Origin of the sequence: Acidovorax sp. (assembly GCF_046339755.1) — a bacterium.
Lineage (GTDB): Bacteria > Pseudomonadota > Gammaproteobacteria > Burkholderiales > Burkholderiaceae_C > Acidovorax.
In genome coordinates this window covers 1-25,012 of the sequence record NZ_JBKDTZ010000199.1, presented here as the reverse complement: position 1 = coordinate 25,012, position 25,012 = coordinate 1, and the positions used below count along the sequence as shown (strand labels likewise).

Genomic DNA, 25,012 nt, shown 5'->3' with positions numbered 1-25,012 from the left:
CGCTGCGCATGCTCGTCGCCCCCTGGCAGGGGGCTGGCCTGCAGCGGGAGTTGGGGCTGCTGTGCGGCGTCACGCTGGTGCGGGTGTACTCGAGGGTCCTGCAGCGCGTGCCGCCCATGCTGATGGGCCGGGCCATGGGTTTGTTCATGTTCATCTTCATGGGGCTGGCGCCGATCTCGGCGGCCGTGACGGGCTGGCTCATGAAGAGCATCACGCTCACGCAGCTTTTCGCAGCCAGCGGTGGTGCCCTGGTAGTGCTGGTGGCCCTGGCCTTCGTGCTCACGCCGCTGCGCCAGGTCAGCGATGCGCCCAGACCCGCGGGCTGAAAAAAAACCGCCCTCCACTTGCGCGGAGGGCGGGTGAACGTCTTGAATGAAGACGGCGGAGGAGAGAGATATGCAACCGGGCCGGCCTCGGACAGGCCGGCGCCTTCCATCACACTTCGGTGACGAACTGTTCGCGTGGGCGGCGCACCTTCTTGAGGTTCACCAGCCAGTCGCCTTCGCTGGCGCGATAGCCCAGGGGCATGATGGCGACGCTGCGCAGGCCGCGGGCATTCAGGTCCAGGATCTCATCGAGGGCCTTGGGATCGAAGCCTTCCATGGGTGTGGAGTCCACGCCTTCGAAGGCGGCAGCCATCAGGGCAGCGCTCAGGCCGATGTAGGCCTGGCGGGCGGCGTGCTGGAAGTTCACTTCAGCATCGCGCTGCGGGTACATCCCGAGCAGCATCTGGCGGTAGTTTTCCCAGCCTTCGTTCTTGAAGCCGCGCTGCTCGTTGGTCAGGTCGAACATCATGTTGATGCGCTCGGCCGTGTAGTTGTCCCAGGCCGCGAAGACCAGCAGGTGCGAGCCATCGGTGATCTGCGCCTGGTTCCAGGCGATGGGCTGGATGCGGGCGCGCACGGCGGGGTCGGTCACCACGATGATCTCGAAGGGCTGCAGGCCGCTGGAGGTGGGTGCCAGGCGTGCGGCTTCGAGGATGCGTTCTACCTTGTCGGCGGGCACGCTCTTGGCGGGGTCCATCTTCTTTGCGGCGTAGCGCCATTGCAGCTTGTCGAGCAGCGGGTTGGCGACGGTGGTGTGGTCGGCGGTGGCAGTCATGGCAGATTTCCTGAAGTATCTTGGGTGGATGGATGGCACCGAAATGCCAATGGATGAACTGTAATTACTGACCATCTGTTCAGTAAGCCCTGTATGGGAAAAGGATTGTTCGGATTCGGTCAACAATCGCGCCGCCCATGCGCGGTATGGGGACTCCAGGCAGGCTTACACTTGTTTTCCTTCCCACCTCCCCATCGCGCGGTGCCGCCCCGTTGATCCCCCCTGTCCATGAGTGAACTGGACCTGTCTTTCCTGGACCCTTCCCGGCGTTCGCCAACGGCGGCGGATACGGCTGCGGCCACCGAAGGCACGGCGGGCACTGCCGGCAGCCCGGCCGAGGGCCTGGTGGCCGAATTGCGCGCCTACCAGGCCGAGCTCGAAAGCCAGAACAAGGTGCTGCGCTACAGCCAGGCCATGGCCGAGGGCGCTTCGGAGCGCTTCGAGACCCTGTTTGCGAGCATGCCGCTGGCGCTGATGGTGATCGACGAGCACGACATGGTGGTGCAGGCCAACTCCATGGCGCACCGTTCCTTCCAGCCTACGGAGCGCGACCGGCCCCTCACGGCCCTGATGCCCTTCGTGAGCGCGGCCGATGTGGACCGCGTGCACAACGCCTTCGCCCAGGCCGAGAACCTGGGCCGCAGCGAGGTGACCGAGGTGGTGTTCGACATCGGCGACGAGCAGCGCATCAAGGGCGACCTGCACATCGCCCACATCGAGGCCCCCCAGGCCGGCGGTGGCCCACCCGTGTCGCAGTACCTTTGTGCGGTGATCGACCAAGGGCCTCTGCTCACCGAGCGCCGGGCACTGCAGTACAGCGCGCAGGCCTTGCAACAGCGCAACGAGCAGCTGTACGCCAGCGAGAAGCGGCTGGAAGCGATCATCAACTCCGCGCTCGACGCCATCATCTGCGTGGACCAGCACCAGCGCATCACCGTGTTCAACCCCCCGGCGGCGGCACTGTTCCAGTGCAGCGCCAGCGATGCGCTGGGCAGCCCGCTCGAACGCTTCCTGCCCGGCGCGTCGCAGGGCCTGACGTTTGCGCAACTGACCACGCAGGCCATGCTGGGGGAGATGACGGCGCTCACGGCCAGCGGCAAGGAGCTGGACGTGGAGGTGAGCGTATCGTTCGAGCGCCACGCCGAGGGCGAGACCACCACCGTGTTCGCGCGCGACCTCACGGGCCGCAAGAAGGCCGAGGCGCACCGCAGCGAGCTGGAGGCGCAGCTGCGCGAGTCGCACAAGATGCAGGCCGTGGGCACCATGGCCGGCGGCATCGCACACGACTTCAACAACATCCTGAGCGCCATCCTGGGCAATGTGGAGCTGGCCAAGGCCGACAGCGCCCCCGGTTCGCCCGCGCTGGAGAGCCTGCGCGAGATTGAGAAGGCCGGGCGCCGCGCACGCGACCTGGTGCGCCAGATCCTCACCTTCAGCCGCAACGAGCCGCCCCAGCGCACCGCCGTGCCGCTGGTGGAGGTGGTGCACGACACCGAGCGCCTGCTGCGCGTGACCCTGCCCCCGGCCATCGAACTGCACATGCAGCTGCAGCTCGACCTGCCCCCGGTGCTGGCCGATGCCACCCAGGTCGAACAGGCCCTGCTCAACCTGTGCACCAACGCCATCCACGCCATCGGCAACGCGCGCGGCAGCATCCATGTGGAGGCCATGGCCATTCAGCCCGACCAGCGGCTGAGCGAGCGCCTGGGGCTGGCCGAAGGCCACTACGTGGCGCTGGCGGTGCGCGACAACGGGCCTGGCATCGATGCGGCCACGCTGCAGCGCATCTTCGAACCCTTCTTCACCACCAAGCCCGTGGGCCAGGGCACGGGCCTGGGCCTGGCCGTGGTGCATGGCGTGATGCGCACGCACGAAGGCGCGGTGGACGTGAGCAGCATCCCCGGCCACGGCAGCCGCTTCACGCTGTACTTCCCGGTTGCCACCCTGCCAGCAGAACCCGCAACGCCGCTGGTGCCGCCGCCAGCCCCCGCACCGCTGGAGACCGCCCCGGCCGACCAGCGCAAACCGCATGTGATGTATGTGGACGACGACCAGGCCCTGGTCTTTCTGGTGCAGCGCCTGCTGCGCCGCCGCGGCTACGAGGTGAGCGGCTACACCGATCCGCACGAGGCCACGGCCGCCCTGCAGGCGGATCCGCAACGCTACGACCTGCTGGTGACCGACTACAACATGCCCGGCTTCGTCGGTACCGACCTGGTGCGCGAGGCGCGCCAGATACGCCCCGACCTGCCGGTGGCGCTGGCCTCGGGCTACGTGACGACCGAGATCGAGCAGGCCGCCATGGCCGAAGGCGCCAGCGCGCTGATCCACAAACCCAACGATGTGGAGGAACTGGTCGCCACGGTGCACCGGCTCATCCATGGCCATGGCGCCGGCTGAGGGCACTTTGCCCGTGCAGGCGCTGCACGAAGACGCGGACATCCTGGTGTTGCACAAGCCGGCAGGCCTGCTGTGCGTGCCCGGTCGCGGCCCCGACAAGCAGGACTGCCTGAGCGCCCGCGCCCAGCAGCGCTGGCCCGGCGCGCTCATCGTGCACCGGCTGGACCAGGCCACCTCGGGCCTGGTGCTCATGGCGCGGCACATCGATGCGCAACGCCAGCTCAGCCTTGCGTTCGAGCAGCGCCAGGTGCACAAGCGCTATGTGGCGGTGGTGCAGGGGCACATGGAGCAGCGCGATGACAGCACCTGGGCCGAGATCGACCTGCCCATTGCTGCCGACTGGGAGCGCCGGCCGCTGCGCGTGATCGACGCCGCTGCGGGCAAGCCCAGCCTGACCCGTTGGCATGCCGCGGCGCACGACCCCTTGGCCGACACGACACGCGTGCTGCTTGAACCCGTGACTGGCCGCACCCACCAGTTGCGCGTGCATCTTTCCGCCGTGGGCCACGCCATCCTGGGTGATGCGCTGTATGCCGATGCCGCCACGCAAGCCCGGTCGTCGCGCCTGCTGCTGCATGCGAGCGATCTGGCGCTGGCGCACCCTGCCACCGGCGAAACCTTGCAATTCCATCTGCCGCCCAATTTTTAAGCCGTGCGCTCGGCCTGCCGCGCCATGGCCCACTGCACGGCCAGGATGCTGGCCAGCACCACCACAACGCCCACCAGTGAGGTCCCACGCATGGCCTGCCCGAGCAGCGCCCAGCCCAGCAGCACTGCCGCCACCGGGCTCAGCAATCCGAGCGACGACACGGCGATGGAGGGCAGCCGTGCCACGCCGCGGAACCACAGCGCATAGGCCAGCAAAGCACCCGCAATGCCCAGGTAGGCATAGCCCCCTACCTGGGTTACCGTGAGAGCGGGCAGCGGTGGGTCCAGCGCCCAGGCCACGGGCGCCAGCATGAGCCCGCCAGCCAGCAGTTGCCAGCCTGTGAAGGCCAGCACCGGCAGGCCGCCCGACTGCCAGCGCCGCGCCAGAAAGGTGCCCAGCGCCATGCACAACGTGCCGGTGAGCGCGGCCGCCACGCCCACCATGTCCCACGCGGCGCCGGGTGACAGCAGCAGCGCCGCCATGCCCGCCACGCCGAGTGCACCGGCCACCATGGCCAGCGCCGGAGGCCGGCGGTGGTCCACCGCCCAGGTCAGGCCCATCATGAGCAGCGGCCCGATGGCACCGACCACCGCGGCCACCCCGCCCGGCAACCGGTAGGCCGCCACGAACAGCAAAGCCTGGAAGACACCCAGGTTGAGCGCTGCCAGCAACAGCAGGCGGCCCCAGCCACGCCCGTCACGCAGCGCGGGGGCCTGGCGGCACCAGAGTACCAGCAGCAGGCCGGCAGGCAAGGTGCGCAGCAGAGCGGCGGTGAACGGCCGGTCCGGCGGCAGCAGCTCGGTGGTGACGATGTAGGTGGAGCCCCAGATGGCAGGCGCCAGCGCGGTCAGCAGCACATCGGACCAGGCGATCCTGGAGGGAGATTCGGTCATGGCATTTATCTTCAATTCAAGATAAATCACTGTACCATAAAATCTTGAAATCAAGACAATCTGCACCACCATGCCCGCACCCTCCACCCCGCCCGATGCCGTCGACGCCATCCTGGCCCAATGGCACCGCGAACGCCCTGACCTGGACGTGAGCCCCATGGGCCCCATCGGCCGCATCAAGCGCTGCGCGGCCCTGCTGCAGCGCCGGCTCGACGAGACCTTTGCGGAGTTCGGCCTGAGCTTCTGGGAATTCGACATGCTGGCCACGCTGCGCCGCTCGGGCGCGCCCTACTGCCTGGCGCCGACCACGCTGTTCTCCACGCTCATGGTCACCTCGGGCACCATGACGCACCGCATGAACAAGCTCGAAGCCAGTGGCTTCGTGGCACGCCTGCCCAACCCCGAGGACGCGCGCAGCATGCTGGTGCAGCTCACGCCCGCGGGCCTGGAACTGATCGACCGCGCGGTGGAGGCCCATGTGGCAAACGAGCACCGCATCCTGGCGCCCATGAAGGCGGCCGACCTGGCGGCGCTGGATGCGCGGCTGGCGCTGCTGCTGGCAGCGCTCGAATCCCCCGGTGACACTTGATGGCGCGCAAGCGCAGTAGGATGGCGGGATGTCCCAACCCCAACACCTCTTCATCCTCACCGGCGGCTCGCGCGGCATGGGCCTGGCCATGGCCCAGCAGCTGCTGCAACACCCCGGCAACACCCTCATCAGCCTGGCCCGCAGCAGCCAGGACGCACTGACTGCCGCCGCCAAGGCCTCGGGCGCCACGCTTGAGCAGTGGCAGCTGGACCTTGCCCAGGGCGAGCAGGCCGTCGCGCGCCTCAAGGACTGGCTGGCCGCGCAGGCCCCCGGCCGCTTCGCCAGCGCCACCTTGATCAACAACGCCGGGGTGATTCCGCGCATCGCCCCGCTGTCGGACAGCGATGCCGCCGACCTCGCCAACGCCCTGCGCGTGGGCCTGGAGTCCCCCATGCAGCTCACGGCCGCCTTCCTCGGTGCCACCGAGGGCTGGACCGGCGCAGCGCGCAAGGTGCTCAACATTTCCTCGGGCCTGGGCCGCAAGGCCATGGCCTCGCAGGCGGCCTACTGCGCGGCCAAGGCCGGCATGGACCACTTCACGCGCTGCGTGGCGCTGGACGAAGCCCACAAGCCCCACGGCGCCAAGGTATGCTCGCTGGCTCCGGGCGTGATCGACACCGACATGCAGGTGCAATTGCGCGGTGCCGCACCCGAGGCCTTCCCGGACCGCCAGAATTTCGCCAACCTCAAGACGGGTGGCCAGCTCACATCGCCCGCCGACGCCGCCACCCGCGTGCTCGCCTGGCTGGACCGCGCTGACTTCGGCACCAACCCGGTGGCCGATGTAAGAGAAGCATGACCCCCCTGAGCCGCTTCGCGTCTTCCCCCCAGGGGGACGCCGCCAGTGGCCTGGCAAAGCCAGTTCCACGGCGGCACTGGCCTGTCGCGCGCCAGTTTCAGCCGCCCTTGTTTTCATAGCTGCCAGCGTCTGCCATCCAGGCGTTGCAAGCCCATAGCATTCCATTTTTCCAAGGAGACTCCCATGACCCGTGAAGTCGTCGTCGTCAGCGCAGTGCGCACCGCCATCGGTACTTTTGGCGGCAGCCTCAAAGACATTGCTCCCACTGAACTGGGCGCCCTCGTGGTGCGTGAATCGCTCGCCCGTGCCAACGTGGAAGGCAAGGACGTGGGCCACGTGGTGTTCGGCCACGTGGTGAACACCGAGCCCAAGGACATGTACCTCTCGCGCGTGGCTGCCATCAACGGCGGTTGCGGCGAAGGCACGCCCGCCTACAACGTGAACCGCTTGTGCGGCTCGGGCCTGCAGGCCATCGTCAATGCCAGCCAGTCCATCCTGCTGGGCGATACCGACGTGGCCATCGGTGCCGGCGCCGAGAACATGAGCCGTGCCCCGTTCGCCAGCCTGAACATGCGCTGGGGCGCCCGCATGGGCGACACCAAGATGGTGGACATGATGATCGGCGCGCTGCACGACCCCTTCCACACCATCCACATGGGTGTGACGGCCGAGAACATCGCCGCCAAGTGGGGCATCAGCCGCGAAGACCAGGACCAGCTGGCCGTGGAAAGCCACAACCGCGCCGAGCGCGCCACGGCGGCCGGCCTGTTCAAGGACCAGATCGTGCCGGTCACCCTTAAAGCCAAGAAGGGCGACGTGCAGTACGCGACCGACGAGCACTTCCGCGCTGGCGCCACGCTGGCCGACATGGCCAAGCTCAAGCCGGTCTTCATCAAGGAGAACGGCACCGTCACCGCTGGCAATGCCTCGGGCATCAACGACGCGGCCGCCGCCGTGGTGCTGATGGAAGCCGGCGCCGCCAAGGCGCGCGGCGCCAAGCCGCTGGCGCGCCTGGTGGCCTACGCCCATGCCGGTGTGGACCCCAAGTACATGGGCATCGGCCCCGTGCCGGCCACACAGCTGGCGCTCAAGAAGGCCGGTCTCACAGTGAACGACCTGGACGTGATCGAGGCCAACGAGGCCTTCGCCGCCCAGGCCTGCGCCGTCACCAAGGACCTGGGCCTGGACCCCGCCAAGGTCAACCCCAATGGCTCGGGCATTTCGCTGGGCCACCCCATCGGCGCCACCGGCGCGCTGATCACCGTGAAGGCACTGCACGAACTGCAGCGCGTGCAGGGCCGCTATGCGCTGGTGACCATGTGCATCGGCGGCGGCCAGGGCATTGCCGCCATTTTTGAACGCGTCTGATCCACGCGCAGGCTGCCATCGCCAGCGGCGATGGCGCCACCCTGCATTGGCAAGGCAGCATCCACGCCCGATCAGCGATCATGGCGAGGTGCTGGCCCAGACCGGCAGAGTGGAGCATGCCCGTTGCGGCGGCTCCCCCATTGAACCGACGGAGACATCTTTCACCATGATTCGCACCCTGATTTCCTTCAGCGCGCTGGCCCTCGCCCTGGGCGCCACCGCCCACGCCCAGGCGCCCGCCCCTGCTGCCGCCTACCCCAACAAGCCCATCCGCCTGATCGTGCCCTTCCCGCCCGGCGGCGGCACCGACATCCTGTCGCGCCTGGTTGCCACCAAGCTGACCGAAAGCGCCAAGTGGACCGTGGTGGCCGACAACAAGGCCGGCGCGGGCGGCACCATCGGCATCGGCGAAGCCGTGAAGGCAGCGCCCACCGGCTATGACATCGTGATGGGCCAGAAGGACAACCTGGTCATCGGCCCCTGGCTCTACAAGAACCTGCCCTGGGACCCGACCAAGGACCTGACCGCCGTGGCCCATGTGGCCTACACCCCGGTGGTCATCGCCACCAGCGCCAACTCCAAGTACAAGACCCTGGCCGACGTGGTGGCCGCCGCCAAGGCAGCCCCCGGCACCGTCACCTACGGCTCGCCGGGCAACGGCACCTCCATCCACCTGGCGGGCGACCTGTTCGAGAAGGCTGCGGGCATCAAGCTCAGCCACATCCCCTACAAGGGCTCGAACCCCGCCCTCATGGATGCACTGGCCGGCAACGTGGACCTGCTGATGTCCTCCGTGCCCTCGGCCATGGGCCAGATCAAGTCGGGCAAGCTGCGCCCCCTGGCCGTGACCTCGGCCAAGCGCAGCTCGTCCATGCCCGACGTGCCCACGGTGGCCGAATCCGGCTTCAAGGGCTTCGACGTGAGCACCTGGTACGGTGTGTTCGCCCCCGCCGGCACGCCAGCCAACGTGGTCACGGCGCTGAACGCCGAGATCAACAAGCTCCTGGCCACCGAAGAGATGAAGGCCGCCATCCACGCCCAGGGTGCTGAACCCGAAGCCATGTCGGCAGCCCAGCTCAACACCTTCCTCAAGGCCGACTACACCAAGTGGAAGGGCATAGTGGAAGCCTCCGGCGCAAAGATCGAGTAACAGTGTAGGAGCCGCCAAAAGCCCTCCCGAAGCGCTGCATCGAAGAAAAAATGGCTCCTTCCTGGAGCCTTTTTTTGTTCCGGCGCAAAGCCAGAAGTGCAGCACCAACTCAGCGCCGAGGCTCAGGTCCTCACCACCAGCACCGGCACGTGCACCGAGCCCAGCACGCGCTGCGTGACGCTGCCCAACACCAACTTTTCAAGGCCGCGGCGGCCGTGCGAGCCCATCACGACCAGGTCGGCCCCGGTGCTCAGCACTGCGCTCAGTACGCCGTCATGCACCGTATGGCCTTCACCCACCACGGTGCTCACCTGCACACCGGCGGCGGTGAGTTCGGTGCGCGCCTTGTCCAGCGCTGCATTGGCCTCGGCCGTGGCGGCACTCAGGTACTGCGCCTGGCCATAGGCAAAATCGGCGCCGACGCCGGTGAACGGATAAGGGTCCACCACGTACAAGGCGGTCACGGCGCTGCCGAAGGTCTTGGCCAGGCCCGCCGCCTTGGCCACCGCCAGCGAGGCGATGTCGGAACCATCAATGGGAACCAGGATGTGCTTGAACATGGTGTCTTCTCCTTGTGTTGAATGCACCCTCGGCGGTATCCGCAGCCAGCTTTCCGCTGGCCCTTGGCACCGCCTCTGGTGCGATGAGGGACAGTGTGAACCTGCACCATACATCGCATCTTGATCGACATCAAACGGCAGGCGCTCGATCCTGCCATTTGCGCGCCATGACGATGCCTTGTCCTACACGATCGGATCGGCCTGCCCCAGCACATCCGCCCCTTGAAAGCCGCCACGCCGGCAGGTGACCACCAGCGTGTCGCGGTAGCCGCCCGGGGCGATGGGCTGGATGGGGGTGGACTCGTGGATCATGCGCGCATCGTCCAGCAGCAGCAGCGACCAGGGCTCGGTGAGCGTGAAGCGCTGGCCGCTGGGGCCCTTGGCCTCGAACACGCGGGTCTCGCCGCCCTTGATGCCCTCGCGCGCCACCAGGAACACGGCCACCAGGTCCACGCCGTCGCGGTGCGCGCCTTCAGGGGTGGGGCGGCCGATGCCGCCTTCGGTGTCGATGCGGAATTGGTGCGCTTCCACCGACCAGGGCTGCGGTGCCTGGCCGTGGGCAAACACCGCGTCGGACACCCGGGCCAAGGCCTGCAGCAACTGCCCCCACGCAGGCTGCGCCACGGTGGCGGCCTTCATGGGCGCAAACCAGCGCTCCATGCCGCCGTGCAGTGCGTTGTACTCCACGGGTTGCCAGTGTGCCCGGTGCGGTACCTGCTGCACCTGTCCGCCCTGCACCACAAAGCAGGAATGGCGCCGGCGCCGATAGCGCCCACCATCCTTGAGGAACTCATCGGGCGGCAAGCCCTGCCAGTCGGCGTTGAGGGCCAGCAACTCAGAAAGAGGGCACCCGATCCAGGCCGCCACGTCGGCGGGCGAGAGCACGGCGAAGCCCGCGCCGCGCAGCTGGTTCGCGGTCTCGGCAGGCGGGGTGAACGGGGGGGAGAAAGTGACTTGGGCCATAGAGGCCCGAGCATAAGGCTTAACCGCCGGTACCGCCGATGGCCGGGGTGCCAGCGGCCCATCGGCGAGCGTCCGGGATGACACAGCGCAACCCGCATGCGCCCTTTCAGAACGTGGTCAGGCCGCCACCTGCGCCGCAATGCGCGGCAGCGCGCTGGCCGGAGCCGGCCGGCCTAACAGGTAGCCCTGGTAGTGCAGGCAGCCCACGCTGGCCAGCATGTCGCGCTGCTCGGGGGTTTCCACCCCTTCGGCGATCACGCCCAGGTCCAGGCTGTGCGCCAGGTTGACGATGGTGCGGGCGATGGCGGCGTCGTTCGGGTCGGTGAGCAGGTCGCGCACAAAGCTCTGGTCGATCTTGAGCTGGTCCAGCGGCAGCCGCTTGAGGTAGCTGAGCGAGGAGTATCCCGTGCCGAAATCGTCGAGCGAGAAGCGCACGCCCAGCGCCCGCAATGTGGTCATGCGGCTGATGATCTCTTCCACATCGTCGAGCAGCAGCGACTCGGTCAGCTCCAGCTTCAGGAGCATGGGGTTGGCGCCTGTGCTCTTGAGGACTTCCACCACGTCCTGCACGAAGTGCGGATGGCGGAACTGCAGCGCGCTGACGTTCACCGCCAATGTCCAGTGGGCGCTGGCCGCATCGCGCCCCCAGTCCACCAGTTGCAGGCATGCGGCGCGCAGGATCCAGGCGCCCAGCGGCACGATCAGGCCGCAGGCCTCGGCCACCGGCACGAACTCGGCGGGCGGCACCAGGCCGCGTTCCGGGTGCTCCCAGCGCAGCAGTGCCTCGGCGCCCACCAGCCCATGGGACTGGCTGATCTGCGGCTGGTAGTGCAGCAGGAACTGGCCCTCGCGCAAGGCCTCGCGCAAGCCGGCCTCGAGCGCGGTGCGCGCCGTGACGGCGGCCTGCGTGCGCGGGTCGAAGAAGCGCAGGGTGTTGCGCCCCGCCCCCTTGGCCTGGTACATGGCCATGTCGCCGCGCTTGAGCAACTCGTCCACGGTGGTGTGCGGGTCGGCATACAGCGTGACGCCAATGCTGCAGGAGCCGTGGTGCGCACGGCCACCCAGCTGGTAGCTCTGCCCCAGGGCATGCAGCACCTTGCGGCCCACCACCTCGGCCTGCGAGGCGGCCTCGTGCGGCAGCGCGCTCAGGCCCTCGAGCAGCAGCACGAACTCGTCTCCCCCCAGGCGCGCCACCGTGTCGCCGTTGCGCACGCATTCGCCCAGCCGTGCCGCCACCTGGCACAGCAACTGATCGCCGATCTCATGGCCCTGGGTGTCGTTGAGGTCCTTGAAGTTGTCCAGGTCCACGAACAGCAGTGCCCCCCCGGTACCGGTGCGCGCACTGGCCGCCAGGCTGTGCTGAAGCCGGTCGGCTATCAGTCGGCGGTTGGGCAGGCCCGTGAGCGGGTCGTAGAAGGCCAGCAGGCGGATCTCCTCCTCGGCCGCCTTGCGGCTGGAGATGTCGGTCTGCGTGCCCACATAGTGCGTGATGGCGCCCTGCGCCGAGCGCACGGCAGTGACGGTGATCCAGGCCGGGTAGACCTCGCCGTCCTTGCGCCGGTTCCATACCTCGCCCTGCCAGGAACCCACCGACTGCAGCGCCTCGTGCATGGTCCGGTAGAAGGTCTGGTCGTGCCGGCCGGACTGCAGCAGCGCCGGGGTCTTGCCCACCAGTTCCGCCACCGAATACCCGGTGAGCCGCGCATAGGAGGTGTTGGCCTGCAGGATGCGCTGGTCGGGCCCGGTGACCACCATGCCCTCGAACGACTCGAACACGATGGCGGCGATCTGCAGCGACTCCTCGACCCCCCGGTGGTCGGTGATGTCGGTGGAAATGCCGCACAGCGCATGGATGCTGCCGTCCTTGCGGCGCAGCGGAATCTTCACCGACAGGTAGGTGCGCACCGAACCATCATGGAAGGTATTGGTTTCCTCCACCTCGATGCGCTCGCCGCGCTCCAGCACCAGGCGGTCGTTGGCCGTCAGCTGGCGGACTGTGGCCGCATCGAAGATCGCGCTGTCATCGCCACCGATCAGGTCTGCGGCGGCATCGGGTCGCAGTGCCAGCATGTGCTGGTTGGCGTACAGGTAGCGGTGCTGCGTGTCCTTGATGTAGATGAAGGCCTCCACACTGTCGAGGATGGTGCCGAACTTGTGCTCGCTGGCGCGCCAGCGCCGGGCTCTCCCCGTTGCGGGCCGGCGCCGCACGAAGACCGCCAGGGCCGTGAGCACAGCCGCCAGCAGCAGTGCCGCCGCGGCCCACAGCACGGGGCGCCCGATGGCGCTGGCGGGTGGTGCGGCCACCCAGCGGCGCATCACCTGTGCATACGAGGCATCGGAGCCGTTGCGCCACTGCGCCGCCCACTTGTCGATGGCGGCCAGCAGCTCGGGGTTGCGGCCCTTGCCGGTCGCGACATACAGCCCGCCCGGCTGGAGCACGATGCCCGCATCCACCAGCCCGTGGCCCCTGGCATGCGAGCTGCCGAACAGGTGGTTGGAGATGGCCGCCTCGGCATTGCTGCCGCCCACGGCGCTGAAGGCCTGGTCCGGCGCATCCACCTCCACCACCATGACCTGCAGCCCATAGCGGCGGGTCAGCTCGACGAAGTGGTCCCTTTGCAGCGTGCCGCGCTGCACGGCCACGCGCTTGCCATCGAGGTCCAGCACCGACTGGATCGACGAGGACCGCTGGCGGTACACCTCGGACCACGTCTCCACCAGGGGCTGCGCGGTGAAATCGAAATATGCCTCGCGCGTCTGTGCACGCGGGGCGTCGGGCACCAGGTCCAGGCGGCCATTGCGCAGGTCATCCAGACAGGCACGCAGCTCGCACGGCACATAACGCAAGGCCCAGCGCTCGCGCTCGGCCACCAGGTTGAGCAGGTCCACGAAGATGCCCGCAGGCCTGCCGTGCTGGTTCATGAACACCGTGGGTTCGTTGGCATACACCCCCACGCGCACTTCCCGCACCGGCGCAGCGGCGCTGGCGCACACAGGCAGCAGCGCCCACAGGGCGCCAACCAGCCCGCCGACCCATCGGCAATGCCACCGGAAATTGCGTGAACTCACGATCGGGAATCCCCACAGTGGCTGAAAGCACTATGTTAACCAATGGTTGCCAAAACATCCAAAAGTTACAAAAACCCGAACACAATGGCTGGACCTTTGGCACGATTCTTTTTTGCGCAGCTTTTCAGGCCTTGGGGTAGCATGCGTCAAACTCCCCGGAGACAGCCATGCCCCACGAACGCCGCCACTACGTCCGTGTCCAATTCGATGCCCCCGCGCTGCTGACACTGGCGAGCAATGCATTCAGTGTGCATGTGCAGGACCTGTCGCTCAAAGGGGCGCTGATCTCCCTGCCCGCCCAGGCGAACGTGCACGCAGGCATGCTGTGCCAGCTCACCATTCCGCTGCACGACACCGGCAACCACATCGGCATGTCCTGCGAGGTGGCGCACCTCGAGGGGCTGCACACCGGCCTGTTGTGCCGCTCCATCGACCTCGACAGCGTAACCCACCTGCGCCGCCTGATCGAGCTGCAACTGGGTGATCCGGCGCTGCTGGAACGGGATCTGGCAGAGTTGACGCACTCCGCCCATTGAATTGAAAACCCCCCTGAGGCGCTTCGCGCCTCGATGCCACCGCCACAGGCGGTGGCTCTTCGGGCACGTCCAAGCCTGCGCAGGCAGGCTTGTAGCCGCGGCACTCAGCCCCCAGTGCACGCAAGCGAAGCGCCGCCTACACAGCTTGGCGGCCCTTGCACGGGGGCACTGGCCTTGGCTGCGCCAGTTTCATGCGTCGTGGGTGGCGCGCAGTGCAATGAGCAACTGATACGGATTCGCGCTCGAAGACGAATCCGTATGGACGGCCTTCTGACGCCCGGTATGGCCGCGCGGGTCTCAGGCGGCTTCCGCCTCCTGCAGCGCACGCCACATGACCTTGCCGCTGCCGCTCTTGGGCAAGGCATTGACGAACTGCACGATGCGCGGCACCTTGTAGACCGCCATGTTCTCGCGGCACCAGTCGATGACCTGCTGCTCGGTGGTGTCCTTGTGCGATGGGCGCAGCACCACCACGGCCTTGACGGTCTCGCCGCGGTAGGCGTCACGCGCCGAGATGATGCAGGCCTCCTGGATCGCGGGGTGGCGGAACATCAGCGCCTCCACCTCGGCCGGCCAGACCTTGAAGCCGCTGGCATTGATCATGCGTTTCAAGCGGTCGGTCAGGAAGAAGTAGCCGTCCTCGTCCACGCGCCCGAGATCGCCCGAGCGGAAGAAGCGCTTGCCCTCGAATTCGATGAAGGCGCTGGCGGTCGCATCCGGGCGCTTCCAGTAGCCCTCGAACACCTCGGGCCCATGGATGATGATCTCGCCCTGCTCCCCCACAGCCACCTCCTGCAGCGTGTCGGGGTCCACCACCCGCGCGTCGGTGCTGACGAAGGGAATGCCCAGGCACTGCTGCTTGGGGTGATCAGGCGGGTTGGTGTGCGAGGGGGCGGCGGTCTCCGTGAGCCCGTAGCCCTCGGCATAGCGCAGCCCGTATTGTTCGAGCAGGCGCTGGGCCACGGCCTGGGGCATGGCGGCGCCGCCGCCGCCGATGTAGACCAGGCTCGACAGGTCGTAGCTCGCGAAGTTCGGGCTGTTCAACAGGTCGATGACCATGGTGGGGATATTGGTCCAGTTCGTCACCCTGTAGCGCGAGATCATGCGCCCGGCCAGGTCGCGGTCCCAGCGCGGCATGACCACCAGGGTGGCCCCGGTGTAGATGGCGGCATGCATCACGCTCACCATGCCCGTGATGTGGAACATGGGCACCACCGCCAGCGTCACGTTGTCCACCGAACCAGTGCCCCACAGGGCGCTGGCCACGGCGTTGTGCATGATGCTCCTGTGCAGGTGCATGCAGCCCTTGGGCAGGCCCGTGGTGCCGCTGGTGTAGGGCAGCAGGGCCAGGTCGGCGGGGCCCACCGCCAGGGCGGGCGCCTCACCGCTGCAAGCCAGCGCGTCGGTCCACGCATGCACCGTGCCGCCGTCCAGCGCAGGCGCGGGATGCTGCGTGCACAGCCATTCCTTCCAGGCGTCGGGCGGTGCATCGGCGCCCTGCACCTCGGCATCGAAGGCATCGGTGAAATGCGTGACCACCATGTGCGCAAGGCGCTCGCCCGGTGCCAGGGCATTGCTGGCCTTGGCCAGCTCGGGCGCCAGGTCGGAGGTGATGAAAGCCACCTTGGTGTCGGGGTCGGTGATGTAGTGCTTGAGCTCCTCGGCCCGGTTCATGGGATTGACCGGCACCACCACGGCATTGGCGCGCAGGATGGCGAAGTGCGCCATCACCAGCTGCGGGCAGTTCTGCATGCACAGCACCACGCGGTCGCCGCGCTGCACACCCAGCTCGACCAGCCGCGCCGCCAGCCGCTCGGCCCCTTGCGCCAGGGCCCGGTAGCTCAGTTGCCGGCCAAAGAACACCAGCGCTGTCTTGTCCGGGTAGCGGCGCGCGTTGGTGGCCAGGTTGTCCCACAGCGAGGTGGCAGGCAGGGTGATCGAATGGGGCAGCCGGCGGGGCCAGAAAGCGTGGTGGGAGCGTGTGGACATGGATGGTTTGGAAAGGGGTGTTGGCCTTAGAGCCTGTTCTTAAGCTCCAGAGCCTAGGGGCGGGGCCCGTCCGTGGCATTGGGGATGCCACTTAGGCAGGGTCGCGCAGGTGACCGACGCCATGGCCGTGCAGACCGCCTTGCGCGAGGTCCGCAGCCCACAGGTGGAATCCCTGACAGGCACACCCTGGTGGCCTGAACAGAAGCCGCGAGAGTGTGCTTTTCGTCACAGCGGCTGGCGCGCGCCGGTGATAAATTCCGGCCTGTGCTTCCGTATCCTCGGTAAACCCTTGCTCTGCAGTTTCGCAGACGAGCGCCTCCACCGGTGTCGGATGCCGCTGCTGCAAAGCCGCATCCGGTGGCGCAAGGCAGCCAGTTGCCACCACCCAACCGCAATAAACCCGACACCACCATGGCCACCGTTTCCGACCTCCAGAACATCCGCTTCTCCGGCAACCCGCAGGCCGACTCCCTGCTGGAGAACCCTGCGCCGTGGAATTTCTTTCCCGATGGCCGCAAGGTTCTGTACTACACCTTCGACGTACGGGCCGGCAGCGTGGCCGACCAGGATTCCAATACGGCGCTCACGGCGTTCAACGTTGGGCAGGTGCAGTCCGCCCGCCAGATCATGGCCTACGCAGGCCAGGTCACCGGCATCACCTTCACCGAAGTGAGCAGCTCCGCGCAGGCGGACATCCATTTCGCGGCCACCAACCTGCAGGGCCCCACCACCGCCGGACTGGCTTCATCGTTCTACAACTACGGCTATTCCGGGTCGGAGCAGACGCTGACCTCCCTCAACGCGGAGGTCGTGATCTACCTGGACAACGTCGAGCACGCCCGCATCAACAACACGCCCAATGCCGGCACCGTGGGCTACGAGGTGCTGCTGCACGAAGTGGGCCATGCCCTGGGCCTGGCCCACCCCTTCGATTCGCCACGGCCCCTGCCGGCCTCGCAGGACAACACCAACAACACCGTGATGTCGTACACGGATGCAGGCTCGCCCAAGACCACGTTCCAGGCCTACGACCTGCTGGCGCTGGACTGGATCTACGGCCGCGACGGCCTGGGTGGCACCTATGGGTTCAACTCGGCCAATGGCCCGACGCTGACCTTCTCCACCACCCCGACCACGCCCACGACACCTACCACTCCGACGACCCCGACCACGCCAACCGGCACGGCGGGCGCCGACATCTTCGTCAGCACCAATGCCAACGAGTCCTTCAACGGCCTGGGTGGCCTGGACACCCTGATCGCCCGGGGCAACCGCGGTGACTACGCGCTGCAACCCACGAGCGCCGGCGGCTGGACGCTGGGTGACGGGGTCCCCAACCGCGATGGCCTGGACACGCTGCTGCAGATCGAGCGGATCAAGTTCGCGGACGGTTACGTGGCGCTCGATCTGGACGGGGCTGCCGGTACGGCCGCACGGATGCTCGGCGCGCTGGTCGGCCCCGCCGCACTGAACAACCGCAGCCTGGTGGGCACCGTGCTCAAGGCCGTGGACGCAGGCTCGACCCCCTTGCAGGTGGCGCAACTGGGACTGAACGCCTTGCTGGGCGCCTCGGCCACGCCCGAGCAGGTGGTGGGCCTGCTCTATGCCAACCTGACCGGCGTTGCGGCCGATGCCGGCACGGTCCAGGCGCTGGCAGGCGTCATCAAGTCGGGGGCCTACACCAATGCATCGTTCGCAGTGGCTGCGGCCAACCTGGACCTCAATGCCGCGCACATCAACCTGGTCGGGCTCAGCAGCCAGGGGCTGGAATACCTCTGAAGCCGTTGGGCCTGCCCCAGCCGGATGGCCCCCCGGCAGGCCTGTCCATCATTGGCACTGCGCCAGGCGCGACAGCGAGTACAGCATGTCAAGGCGCTGCAGCGCCGGATCGGCCTGGGCCTGGTAAACGTAAACGCTGGGCATGACGAACGCGGGGTTCTCGACATCGGCACCCACGCAGATCGCCCCCTTGGCATAGCAGCGCAGGTGGTAGGGCGGCACGGCGGAGGTCATGGTCGGACTGGTCAGCAACTGGGGAAAGGTCCTTTCGGCCCAGTCAAGCACGCAGTCCAGCGGCTCGGAGACGCCCGTGCCGCCCAGCCCCCGGAACTCATAGGCCGCATGGGGCTTGAAGACATTCAACTGGGATACGCGGCCCCCCGGGCCCGAGGGCGTAAAGCGCACCAGGGCCGAACACACAGCCCCCGGCTGCAGCAAGGTGTTGCTGCAGCCATCCGACTCCGCGGGGATGGTGAAGTCGCGTGAAATGACCACCGTGCAACCGATGCCGACACAGAGCGGCGAGACCGCTGCGGTGCTGGAGATCACCTTGCCCAACTGCACGGGAGACGGGCCGCGGTTGGCCACCTTCAGGCTTTGCGTGGCGGATGAATGCATGGCCACCTTGCCAAACTCGAAGTCGCCCACAGGTTCGATGATTTCTACCTGGGCATGCACCGCCAGGCACGCCAGGGAGAGCGCGCCGGCGGCGGCCCGAGATTTGCGGGAAAACAGGACGGATGTCACGTCAGCTCCTGGTGGGTGGTAATCGATGGACGCGCCCGGCACGAACCAGGCACCAGAATGCATGCCAGCCCAAGTTACCCGTGAACCCGGCGGCGCGCCCCACCCAGGGGGGATGGGGTGTTGCAGGCGGCCCGCACGCGGCGTTGACCGAGTGCCAGGCGGCTTCTAGATTCGCGGCCTTCCATTCCTTGTTTTTTTACCCGCCATGCCCTCCGCTACCCGCCCTGACCGCCATGCCCTCGCACGCCTGCACCGCCTGGCCAGCCTGGAGGCAGGCGGCATGCAACTGATCGAGCCCGTGTTGCAGGAGTTGCGCCGCGTGGTGGGTTTTGACTTCGGCTGCATGCTGTACCCGGGCAGCGATGGCGAACTGATGAACTACGCACAGGAGCCCATGCAGTCCGTGGCGCAGGACTACTTCGACGCGCGCATCCTGCGCAGCGAGCGCCAGGTGCTGGTGCGCAGCCCGCGCGATTTTGCCGAGGTGGTGCGCCACGAGCACGGCCCCCGGCTGATGCGCGAACACATGGCAGTGTCCATGGCGGAATTGCAGCGCAGCGACTACTACGAGGCGGTGATGCGCGCTACCGGAGCAAAGGACTACATGAGCCTGGTGCTGCGTACGCCGCAAGGCATCGGTCTGGGTGTGATCCATCTTTTCCGGGATGCGGCCACCGGCTTTTCCGCGCAGGATGCCGCCCTGCTGGCCCGGCTGGAAGCCCACCTGGCACGCGCACTGCAGGAGGGCGAGCGCGATGCCGAGGGCAGCGAGGTGCACAGCCAGGGAGTGCTGGTCGCCACGCCGCAGGGGCGGATGATGTGGCTCTCGCCCGAGGCCGAGACCTTGATGCCCCAGGCCTTCGGCTGGGGCTGGCGCCGCGGCGCCCAGTTGCCCCCCGCGCTGCAGGAATTGCTGCGGCGGCTGAACGCGCAGCAGCCCGAGCAGCCCGAACAAATGGCCCTGCCCACGATGGAGCTGCTCACGGCGCAGGGCCGGTTCTCGCTGCGCGCCACGCACCTGGCCCCGGCACCCGAGGCCCGGCAGGACCGCCAGGCCGTGGCACTGCACATCACGCGGCGCGTGGCGCGCGGCGTGCGGCTGCTGTCGGCGCTGCAGAGGCTGGGCCTGCCGCAGCGCCAGCACGAGCTGGCCTGGTGGCTGGCACGGGGCCTGCCCGAATCGCAGATCGCCCAGCGCATGGGCATCAGCCTCAATACCGCCGTGTACCACCGCCGCCAACTCTACAACCGGCTGGGCGTGATGGGGCGCGAAGAGCTGCTGGCGCAGATTGGCGGGAAAGCGTGAACTAATTCACGAATGCACACCGAATAGCCTTTTCGCAAAAAAAGCCCCCGGAGCCAGGAAGCACCGGGGGCTTTTGCATGGCGTGCAGCGCCGGGATCAGGGCACCAGCACGGTCACCGCTGCCGACCGCGGCCCCTCGTTGCCTGCCGCATCGAGCATGGCCACCTGGTAGCTGTGGCTGCCACTGGGTGCCGAGGCATCGGTGTAGGTGGCGCCGCTGGCCACGGTGGCGATGGCCACCCCGTTGCGGTACACGCGGTAGCCCGAGGCGCTGGCCGCCATGAAGGCCTGCTTGACGGCCTGCATCGGCGGGTTGGTGCCCCCCTGCCGGGGCAGGTAGCCATAGTTGATGGTCCACACCAGCGTGCCGCCCAGGCCCTGCTCATGCACCCATTTGCCTTTCTCGGCGATGGAGCGCTCGTCCTCATAGCTCAGGTAGGTCACGGGCGCATCGCTGGCACGCCACCAGGGCTGGCTGTAGCTGATGTAGCTTTGCTTGGCCACATCGTCCCAGTGGTAGACGGCGCCCGGCTGGCCGAAGGCGTTGTCCTCCAGCAGGCGCCGGTAGTTGTTCACCCCGTCGCCACCGTTGGAGCCGCTGGTCGCGGCCTGGCGCGGGCCGGTGACGGGGTTGTTGTAGAACAGGCCGTACAGGCCCACGCCGATGCCCAGCTTGGAGCGCGGCACGCCTGCGTTCAGGTAGGCCTGCACGGTGGAGGCGATGGAGGTGGGATGGCTTGGGGCCGCACCGAACAGCGGCGAGTGGTGCCAGGACAGCCAGCCGCCGCCCCAGTCCCCGGCCATGCTGTAGGTCATGAGGTTGAAACGGTCCACCGCGTGGGCCACTTCCACGTGCCAGGGCAGGATCTCCTGGAAATTGGTGTTGACCCAGAAACCGGGCCAGCTGATCTCAAACGGGCTGGCCTGGTAGCGCGGGCGCTGCTGGGCAGCCGTGCGCAACTCGCGCAGCAGCGCCAGCGCCTGGGCGCGGCCTTGCGCGGTGTCCAGGTTTTCCTCCCAGTCGATGTCGGCACCGTCGTAGCCCTTTTGCTCGGCCTTGTCGAGGATGTTCTTGATGAAGACCGCACGGATCTGCGGATTGGCCGTGGCAGCCATGAAGCCGGGGCCGTCGAATTCGCCGCCGATTATCATGATGGCCTTGGTGCCGGCCGCATGGGCCTTGGCGATCAGGGCATCCTCCGCCATCGTGTGCGCGGTGCCGGCCCCCTCCATCAGCTCACCCGCTCGGCCACCGGGCAACGACCCCAGGCCGGGCGCATAGCGGCCGAAGATGAAATGCGTCATGGTGCCCATGTCCACGGCCTCGGGCGGGTAGTTTTCCCAGAACCAGCCGGTGTAGTAGCCGTTGACCCACTTGCCGCTCTTGGTCACGGGGTTCCATTCCAGCCGCACGCCCTGGGGTGTGGCGCGCGCCGTGAGGCCGCCGACCGGCGGGCGCGGGTTGACGGCATCCACCGCGACCTGGGCCGTGGCCGTCACGCTTTGCCCCGCGCTGTTGGCGCAGGTGAGCGTGTAGGAGGCGCTGGCCTGGGGCTGCACCAGTTCGCTGCCCTGGATCGCGCGCGCGCCAGTCCATCCGCCCGACGCGGTGCAGCTGGCGGCATTGCTCGCACGCCACGCCAGGCGGGTGCTGTCACCCACGGCGATGCGGGCGGGCGTGGCCGCGAAGCTGTCGATGGTGGGCAGTTGCTGTGGCGGGGCATTGCGCACCGCCACCGTGGTCGAAGCGCTCACGCTGGCACCAGCGGCGTTACGGCAGCTGAGGCTGTAGGTGGTGGTGGCACCCGGGCTCACGCTGGTGCTGCCGCTGGTGGGCCGCTCGCCACTCCACCCGCCCGAGGCCGTGCAAGCTGTGGCGTTGTCCACGTTCCAGCCCAGGGTGCTGCTACCGCCCAGATCGATGCTGCCGGGCTGGGCCACGAAGGAGGCAATGCGCGGTGGCGCGGGCGGCGCCGGCGACGTGTTCTCCATGACCAACTGCTCCAGGCCCTCGCCGACGGATTCGAATTACTCCATGAGCACCGTGTGCGGGCCGGCCGCCAGGGGCACGGTGGCGCTGTCCATGGTGATGCCGTGCCGGGTCCAGTTGTCGATCACGCGCTGGCCATCGACCGACACGCGCACACCGTCGTCGGTGAAGGTGATGAACCGGGTCGCCCCCCCGGGGAACGCAAGCGTCGCGGTCCAGCGTGCCGAGAACCCGTCCACCGGCAGCTTTGCCGGATCCGGGCTGCCATTGCGGCCAGTCCAATAGTGATCGATGGGGCCGGCTTCGCAGCGCTGCAGCGCGGGTGCCCCGGACAGGTGGATGTTGGGAAAATACTCGGCCAGCCACTGGCCGGGTGTGCACTGCGGCTGCGCCATGGCCTGGCTGGCGCCAAGCAGCAAGAGCGAGGCGGCCAGCCAGCGTCGCAAGCATGTTGTCAGGGCGCGACCAGGGGCCGCGGCATCAAGGGCAGTCATGGAGAAACTCCTTGGTGGATGGATGGGGGCAAGGGAAATCGGAAGGCATCCGGACCCGCAGGCAAGGCTTGCGCGGCACCGTGACCAGATGTGCTTCACCGGGGCGCAGGCTACAGGCCCGCAGCGGCGCGCACCCCACCCTCGGCGGATAGGGTGTTGCGCCGGTGTGTTGACCCTGCGCGGCACGGCCCCTAGATTCGGGGTCTCGCTCCCACGACCGCCTCACCGGACCGCAGCCGACATGCCCTCGCCCAGTTCCACCCAGCAAGCCTTTGCACGCTTGCAGCACATGACCCGCATGGAAGCGGGCGGGCCACCCATGATCGTCCCCCTGCTGGAGACGCTGCACGGTGTTCTCGGCTTCGACTCCAGTGCATACATGTACCCTGCGGATGGAGGTGAGCTGGGGGTGCACATGGAGGTGCCGGCCGTGCAATCGGTGGTGGCCGACTATTTCGACGCGCGCATCCTGCGCAGCGAGCGCCAGGTGCTGGTGCGCAGCTCGCGCGACTTTGACGGAGCGGTGCGCCACGAACAGGGGCCCCAACTGCTCGACCAGCTCGTGCGCGTACCCATGCCAGAGCTGCAGCGCAGCGACTTCTACAACGTGGTGATGCGACCCATGGGGGCCGTGGACTGCATGAGCCTGGTGCTGCGCACCCCCGACGGCGAAGGCATAGGCACGCTCAAGTTCTACCGCGAAGCGGCATCGCCGGCCTTCGGGCCCCGCGACGCTGCATTGCTGGCGCGGCTGGAGCCCTATCTGGCGCACATTCTGCAAAGCGGCGCGCAAGGCACTGCAGCCAGCGAGGCGCACAGCCAGGGCATGCTCATCACCACCCCCCAGGGGCGCTTGCTATGGCTGTCGCCCGAAGCCGAGGCTCTGCTGCCCCTGGCCTTCGGCTGGCGCTGGCGGCGCGGCGCAGGGCTGCCCCAGGAACTGCACGAACTGCTGCAGCGCCTGCAAGGACAGCACCTCCCGGGGCTCCCCACCAGGGAGCTGCGCACCGTGCACGGCTATTTTTCGGTGCGCGCGACCCCCATGAAAGCCGCCACGGGCATGGGCCAGGCGGTGGGGATCTACATCACGCAGAGCGTGCCGCGCGAGGCACGCCTGCAGGCCTTGCTGCAAACCCAGGGGCTGTCGCAGCGCCAGCAGGAGCTCGCGTACTGGCTGGCACTCGGGTTGCCCGAGTCCCAGGTCGCTGTGCGCATGCACATCAGCGCCAACACCGTGGTCTACCACCGGCGCCAGCTCTACAACAGCCTGGGCGTGCAGGACCGGGGGGAATTGATGGCGTGGCTGACGGCCCGCCAGGGCGGTTGACCCCCTCGCCGAGAGCACAAAGCAAAAAGCGCTACAGCCTTGAGAGCTGCAGCGCCTTGCGGATCTTGGTGGGACGTGCGGGGGTCGAACCCACGACAAACGGATTAAAAGTCCGCTGCTCTACCAACTGAGCTAACGTCCCATCATTGCAACGCCAGCGGTTCATTGCTGAACTGCAGATGCTGCAAAGCCTCAGATTATAGCTTGGTTTTTGGCACTTTTTGCGGACCGGCCGCCAGACGGTCGATCACCCACCCTGCCGCGCACTGACCGAAGGTCGCCGTGACGGCCACCACCGAGCCGTAGCCATGGCAGTTGAGCGAGCCATCACCGCCGGCTTCGACCGTGCACGAGGCATCGGGCTGGGCCACCGCTTCGCGGCTGAACACGCAGGTGATGCCGATCCTGCGGCCCTCGCGCGGGGCCCCATGGTGCTTGCGCAACTGGTAGCGCATCTGCGCGAGCAAGGGGTCGTGCGTGGTGGCGGCGAGGTCCTCGATGTCCACCTTGTGCGCCTGGCGCTTGCCGCCGGCCGCGCCCACGCTGATGAAGGCATGGCCGCCAGTGGCGCGGGCCCACACCGCCATGGCGGTCTTGGCCTTGATCTGGTCGCAGGCGTCGATCACCGCATCCACCGGGTCGCTGCCCAGCAGCTGCGGCCAGTTGCCGGGCTCCACGAACTCGTCGATGCAGCGCACGTCGCATTCGGGGTTGATGAGCGCGATGCGGTCGCGCATGGCCTCGATCTTGGCCTGCCCCACCGTGGTGGACAGGGCATGGATCTGGCGGTTGATGTTGGACTCGGACACATGGTCCAGGTCCACCAGGGTAAGCCGCGAGACACCGCTGCGCGCCAGTGCCTCGGCCGACCAGGAGCCTACGCCGCCGATGCCGACCACCACCACGTGCGAGGCACGGATGCGCCTGGCACCTTCCACGCCATACAGGCGCTCCAGCCCGCCAAAGCGGCGCTGCGTGACCTCGTCATGCGCATCATCGCCAAACGGAACCATGGGCACAGGAGCGAGTACTTCGCTCTCGGCCAACGATTCCGGTGCTTCGGGGATCGCGTCCTCGGTGCTCACTTCATGCGGGCCAAACGTTCCTTGGCAGCCATGGCCGCCTCGGACTGTGGATAGGCCTTGACTAGGTCTTCCAGCGTCTTGCGCGCGGCGCGGGCGTCCTTGAGCTCCACCTGGCAGTTGGCGATCGACAGCGCAGCTTCAGGCGCACGCGCATGCGTGGGCGCCTCGGCCAGCAGGGCCTTGAAGTTGTTGATCGCTTCCTGGTAGTCGCGCGCCGC

The 25,012-nt window shown here is 67.7% G+C and carries 21 protein-coding genes, 1 tRNA gene and 1 pseudogene; 11 read left to right on the top strand and 12 right to left on the bottom strand.

Annotation, left to right across the window (positions count from 1 at the left end; translation table 11 throughout):
• Positions 1 to 326 (top strand): annotated as a pseudogene (locus ACK59X_RS16295) (MFS transporter); the annotation flags it as partial.
• A 109-nt stretch (positions 327 to 435) separates the two neighbouring features.
• Here the strand turns inward: ACK59X_RS16295 and ACK59X_RS16290 are convergent.
• The gene (locus ACK59X_RS16290) at positions 436 to 1,101 is read right to left on the bottom strand and encodes an NAD(P)H-dependent oxidoreductase (RefSeq protein ID WP_409958794.1); all 666 of its coding nucleotides are present in this window, start codon (positions 1,099 to 1,101) and stop codon (positions 436 to 438) included.
• A 228-nt stretch (positions 1,102 to 1,329) separates the two neighbouring features.
• Between ACK59X_RS16290 and ACK59X_RS16285 the strand changes: the two genes are divergently transcribed.
• Complete coding sequence (locus tag ACK59X_RS16285) at positions 1,330 to 3,501, top strand: ATP-binding protein (protein ID WP_409958792.1); 2,172 nt, start codon at positions 1,330 to 1,332, stop codon at positions 3,499 to 3,501.
• Positions 3,488 to 4,150 (top strand): RluA family pseudouridine synthase, encoded by a 663-nt coding sequence (locus ACK59X_RS16280; RefSeq protein ID WP_409958798.1) that lies wholly within the window; start codon positions 3,488 to 3,490, stop codon positions 4,148 to 4,150. The genes ACK59X_RS16285 and ACK59X_RS16280 overlap by 14 nt, the downstream gene beginning before the upstream one ends.
• Here ACK59X_RS16280 and ACK59X_RS16275 read toward each other — a convergent pair.
• Complete coding sequence (locus tag ACK59X_RS16275; RefSeq protein ID WP_409958790.1) at positions 4,147 to 5,043, bottom strand: EamA family transporter; 897 nt, start codon at positions 5,041 to 5,043, stop codon at positions 4,147 to 4,149. The two genes, ACK59X_RS16280 and ACK59X_RS16275, sit on opposite strands and share 4 nt — an antisense overlap.
• Positions 5,044 to 5,113: 70 nt before the next feature.
• Between ACK59X_RS16275 and ACK59X_RS16270 the strand changes: the two genes are divergently transcribed.
• The 4 genes from ACK59X_RS16270 (at position 5,114) to ACK59X_RS16255 (ending at position 8,949) form a co-directional block, all read left to right on the top strand.
• Positions 5,114 to 5,632, top strand: coding sequence for a MarR family winged helix-turn-helix transcriptional regulator (locus ACK59X_RS16270; RefSeq protein WP_409958788.1), 519 nt, complete (start codon positions 5,114 to 5,116; stop codon positions 5,630 to 5,632).
• 28 nt (positions 5,633 to 5,660) lie between these two features.
• Positions 5,661 to 6,431: an SDR family NAD(P)-dependent oxidoreductase gene (locus ACK59X_RS16265; protein ID WP_409958786.1), complete on the top strand. Its 771-nt coding sequence runs from the start codon at positions 5,661 to 5,663 to the stop codon at positions 6,429 to 6,431.
• 183 nt (positions 6,432 to 6,614) lie between these two features.
• Positions 6,615 to 7,799 carry a beta-ketothiolase BktB gene (bktB, locus tag ACK59X_RS16260; protein ID WP_409958784.1) on the top strand — a complete coding sequence of 395 codons (1,185 nt, stop codon included), beginning with the start codon at positions 6,615 to 6,617 and terminating at the stop codon, positions 7,797 to 7,799.
• A gap of 166 nt (positions 7,800 to 7,965) precedes the next feature.
• Positions 7,966 to 8,949, top strand: coding sequence for a tripartite tricarboxylate transporter substrate binding protein (locus ACK59X_RS16255; RefSeq protein ID WP_409958782.1), 984 nt, complete (start codon positions 7,966 to 7,968; stop codon positions 8,947 to 8,949).
• A gap of 122 nt (positions 8,950 to 9,071) precedes the next feature.
• Here the strand turns inward: ACK59X_RS16255 and ACK59X_RS16250 are convergent, their stop codons facing one another.
• From ACK59X_RS16250 to ACK59X_RS16240, 3 genes are all read right to left on the bottom strand, one after another.
• Positions 9,072 to 9,509, bottom strand: coding sequence for a universal stress protein (locus tag ACK59X_RS16250; RefSeq protein ID WP_409958780.1), 438 nt, complete (start codon positions 9,507 to 9,509; stop codon positions 9,072 to 9,074).
• Positions 9,510 to 9,692: 183 nt separating this feature from the next.
• Positions 9,693 to 10,472 carry a 2OG-Fe dioxygenase family protein gene (locus tag ACK59X_RS16245; protein WP_409958778.1) on the bottom strand — a complete coding sequence of 260 codons (780 nt, stop codon included), beginning with the start codon at positions 10,470 to 10,472 and terminating at the stop codon, positions 9,693 to 9,695.
• Positions 10,473 to 10,589: 117 nt separating this feature from the next.
• A complete protein-coding gene (locus ACK59X_RS16240; protein ID WP_409958776.1) occupies positions 10,590 to 13,541 on the bottom strand; it encodes an EAL domain-containing protein in 2,952 nt (983 codons plus the stop codon).
• A 167-nt stretch (positions 13,542 to 13,708) separates the two neighbouring features.
• Between ACK59X_RS16240 and ACK59X_RS16235 the strand changes: the two genes are divergently transcribed.
• Positions 13,709 to 14,077, top strand: a complete 369-nt coding sequence (locus ACK59X_RS16235) for a PilZ domain-containing protein (protein WP_409958774.1) — start codon at positions 13,709 to 13,711, stop codon at positions 14,075 to 14,077.
• 297 nt (positions 14,078 to 14,374) lie between these two features.
• On the opposite strand, the gene ACK59X_RS16230 is transcribed toward ACK59X_RS16235, so the two are convergent.
• Complete coding sequence (locus ACK59X_RS16230) at positions 14,375 to 16,066, bottom strand: long-chain fatty acid--CoA ligase (protein ID WP_409958772.1); 1,692 nt, start codon at positions 16,064 to 16,066, stop codon at positions 14,375 to 14,377.
• 411 nt (positions 16,067 to 16,477) lie between these two features.
• Here ACK59X_RS16230 and ACK59X_RS16225 point away from each other — a divergent pair, with 411 nt between their 5' ends.
• Positions 16,478 to 17,845, top strand: a complete 1,368-nt coding sequence (locus tag ACK59X_RS16225; protein ID WP_409958770.1) for a M12 family metallo-peptidase — start codon at positions 16,478 to 16,480, stop codon at positions 17,843 to 17,845.
• 48 nt (positions 17,846 to 17,893) lie between these two features.
• Here the strand turns inward: ACK59X_RS16225 and ACK59X_RS16220 are convergent, their stop codons facing one another.
• On the bottom strand, positions 17,894 to 18,592 hold the full coding sequence (locus ACK59X_RS16220; protein ID WP_409958768.1) for a hypothetical protein: 699 nt from the start codon (positions 18,590 to 18,592) through the stop codon (positions 17,894 to 17,896).
• A gap of 205 nt (positions 18,593 to 18,797) precedes the next feature.
• Here ACK59X_RS16220 and ACK59X_RS16215 point away from each other — a divergent pair, with 205 nt between their 5' ends.
• The gene (locus ACK59X_RS16215) at positions 18,798 to 19,898 is read left to right on the top strand and encodes a helix-turn-helix transcriptional regulator (RefSeq protein ID WP_409958767.1); all 1,101 of its coding nucleotides are present in this window, start codon (positions 18,798 to 18,800) and stop codon (positions 19,896 to 19,898) included.
• Between the two features lie 96 nt (positions 19,899 to 19,994).
• Here ACK59X_RS16215 and ACK59X_RS16210 read toward each other — a convergent pair whose 3' ends face one another.
• Both ACK59X_RS16210 and ACK59X_RS16205 read right to left on the bottom strand, forming a co-directional pair.
• Complete coding sequence (locus ACK59X_RS16210) at positions 19,995 to 21,890, bottom strand: glycosyl hydrolase family 18 protein (RefSeq protein ID WP_409958765.1); 1,896 nt, start codon at positions 21,888 to 21,890, stop codon at positions 19,995 to 19,997.
• Positions 21,891 to 21,926: 36 nt separating this feature from the next.
• Positions 21,927 to 22,382 carry a PA14 domain-containing protein gene (locus ACK59X_RS16205; RefSeq protein WP_409958763.1) on the bottom strand — a complete coding sequence of 152 codons (456 nt, stop codon included), beginning with the start codon at positions 22,380 to 22,382 and terminating at the stop codon, positions 21,927 to 21,929.
• Positions 22,383 to 22,623: 241 nt separating this feature from the next.
• Here ACK59X_RS16205 and ACK59X_RS16200 point away from each other — a divergent pair, with 241 nt between their 5' ends.
• Entirely contained in the window at positions 22,624 to 23,709 is a 1,086-nt protein-coding gene (locus ACK59X_RS16200; RefSeq protein WP_409958761.1) for a helix-turn-helix transcriptional regulator, read from the top strand.
• Between the two features lie 66 nt (positions 23,710 to 23,775).
• Here ACK59X_RS16200 and ACK59X_RS16195 read toward each other — a convergent pair.
• From ACK59X_RS16195 to ACK59X_RS16185, 3 genes are all read right to left on the bottom strand, one after another.
• A tRNA-Lys gene (locus tag ACK59X_RS16195) sits at positions 23,776 to 23,851 on the bottom strand.
• Between the two features lie 55 nt (positions 23,852 to 23,906).
• Positions 23,907 to 24,722: a ThiF family adenylyltransferase gene (locus tag ACK59X_RS16190; RefSeq protein ID WP_409958796.1), complete on the bottom strand. Its 816-nt coding sequence runs from the start codon at positions 24,720 to 24,722 to the stop codon at positions 23,907 to 23,909.
• Between the two features lie 68 nt (positions 24,723 to 24,790).
• Positions 24,791 to 25,012, bottom strand: a 222-nt coding sequence (locus tag ACK59X_RS16185) for a tetratricopeptide repeat protein (RefSeq protein WP_409958759.1), incomplete at its 5' end; no start/stop codon positions are given.

Coding starts and splice junctions, on each gene's coding strand:
- ACK59X_RS16290 (WP_409958794.1), bottom strand. CDS start 1,101: ATGACTGCCACCGCCGACCACACCACCGTCGCCAACCCGCTGCTCGAC.
- ACK59X_RS16285 (WP_409958792.1), top strand. CDS start 1,330: ATGAGTGAACTGGACCTGTCTTTCCTGGACCCTTCCCGGCGTTCGCCA.
- ACK59X_RS16280 (WP_409958798.1), top strand. CDS start 3,488: ATGGCGCCGGCTGAGGGCACTTTGCCCGTGCAGGCGCTGCACGAAGAC.
- ACK59X_RS16275 (WP_409958790.1), bottom strand. CDS start 5,043: ATGACCGAATCTCCCTCCAGGATCGCCTGGTCCGATGTGCTGCTGACC.
- ACK59X_RS16270 (WP_409958788.1), top strand. CDS start 5,114: ATGCCCGCACCCTCCACCCCGCCCGATGCCGTCGACGCCATCCTGGCC.
- ACK59X_RS16265 (WP_409958786.1), top strand. CDS start 5,661: ATGTCCCAACCCCAACACCTCTTCATCCTCACCGGCGGCTCGCGCGGC.
- bktB (WP_409958784.1), top strand. CDS start 6,615: ATGACCCGTGAAGTCGTCGTCGTCAGCGCAGTGCGCACCGCCATCGGT.
- ACK59X_RS16255 (WP_409958782.1), top strand. CDS start 7,966: ATGATTCGCACCCTGATTTCCTTCAGCGCGCTGGCCCTCGCCCTGGGC.
- ACK59X_RS16250 (WP_409958780.1), bottom strand. CDS start 9,509: ATGTTCAAGCACATCCTGGTTCCCATTGATGGTTCCGACATCGCCTCG.
- ACK59X_RS16245 (WP_409958778.1), bottom strand. CDS start 10,472: ATGGCCCAAGTCACTTTCTCCCCCCCGTTCACCCCGCCTGCCGAGACC.
- ACK59X_RS16235 (WP_409958774.1), top strand. CDS start 13,709: ATGCCCCACGAACGCCGCCACTACGTCCGTGTCCAATTCGATGCCCCC.
- ACK59X_RS16230 (WP_409958772.1), bottom strand. CDS start 16,066: ATGTCCACACGCTCCCACCACGCTTTCTGGCCCCGCCGGCTGCCCCAT.
- ACK59X_RS16225 (WP_409958770.1), top strand. CDS start 16,478: ATGGCCACCGTTTCCGACCTCCAGAACATCCGCTTCTCCGGCAACCCG.
- ACK59X_RS16215 (WP_409958767.1), top strand. CDS start 18,798: ATGCCCTCCGCTACCCGCCCTGACCGCCATGCCCTCGCACGCCTGCAC.
- ACK59X_RS16210 (WP_409958765.1), bottom strand. CDS start 21,890: ATGGAGAACACGTCGCCGGCGCCGCCCGCGCCACCGCGCATTGCCTCC.
- ACK59X_RS16205 (WP_409958763.1), bottom strand. CDS start 22,382: ATGACTGCCCTTGATGCCGCGGCCCCTGGTCGCGCCCTGACAACATGC.
- ACK59X_RS16200 (WP_409958761.1), top strand. CDS start 22,624: ATGCCCTCGCCCAGTTCCACCCAGCAAGCCTTTGCACGCTTGCAGCAC.
- ACK59X_RS16190 (WP_409958796.1), bottom strand. CDS start 24,722: ATGGTTCCGTTTGGCGATGATGCGCATGACGAGGTCACGCAGCGCCGC.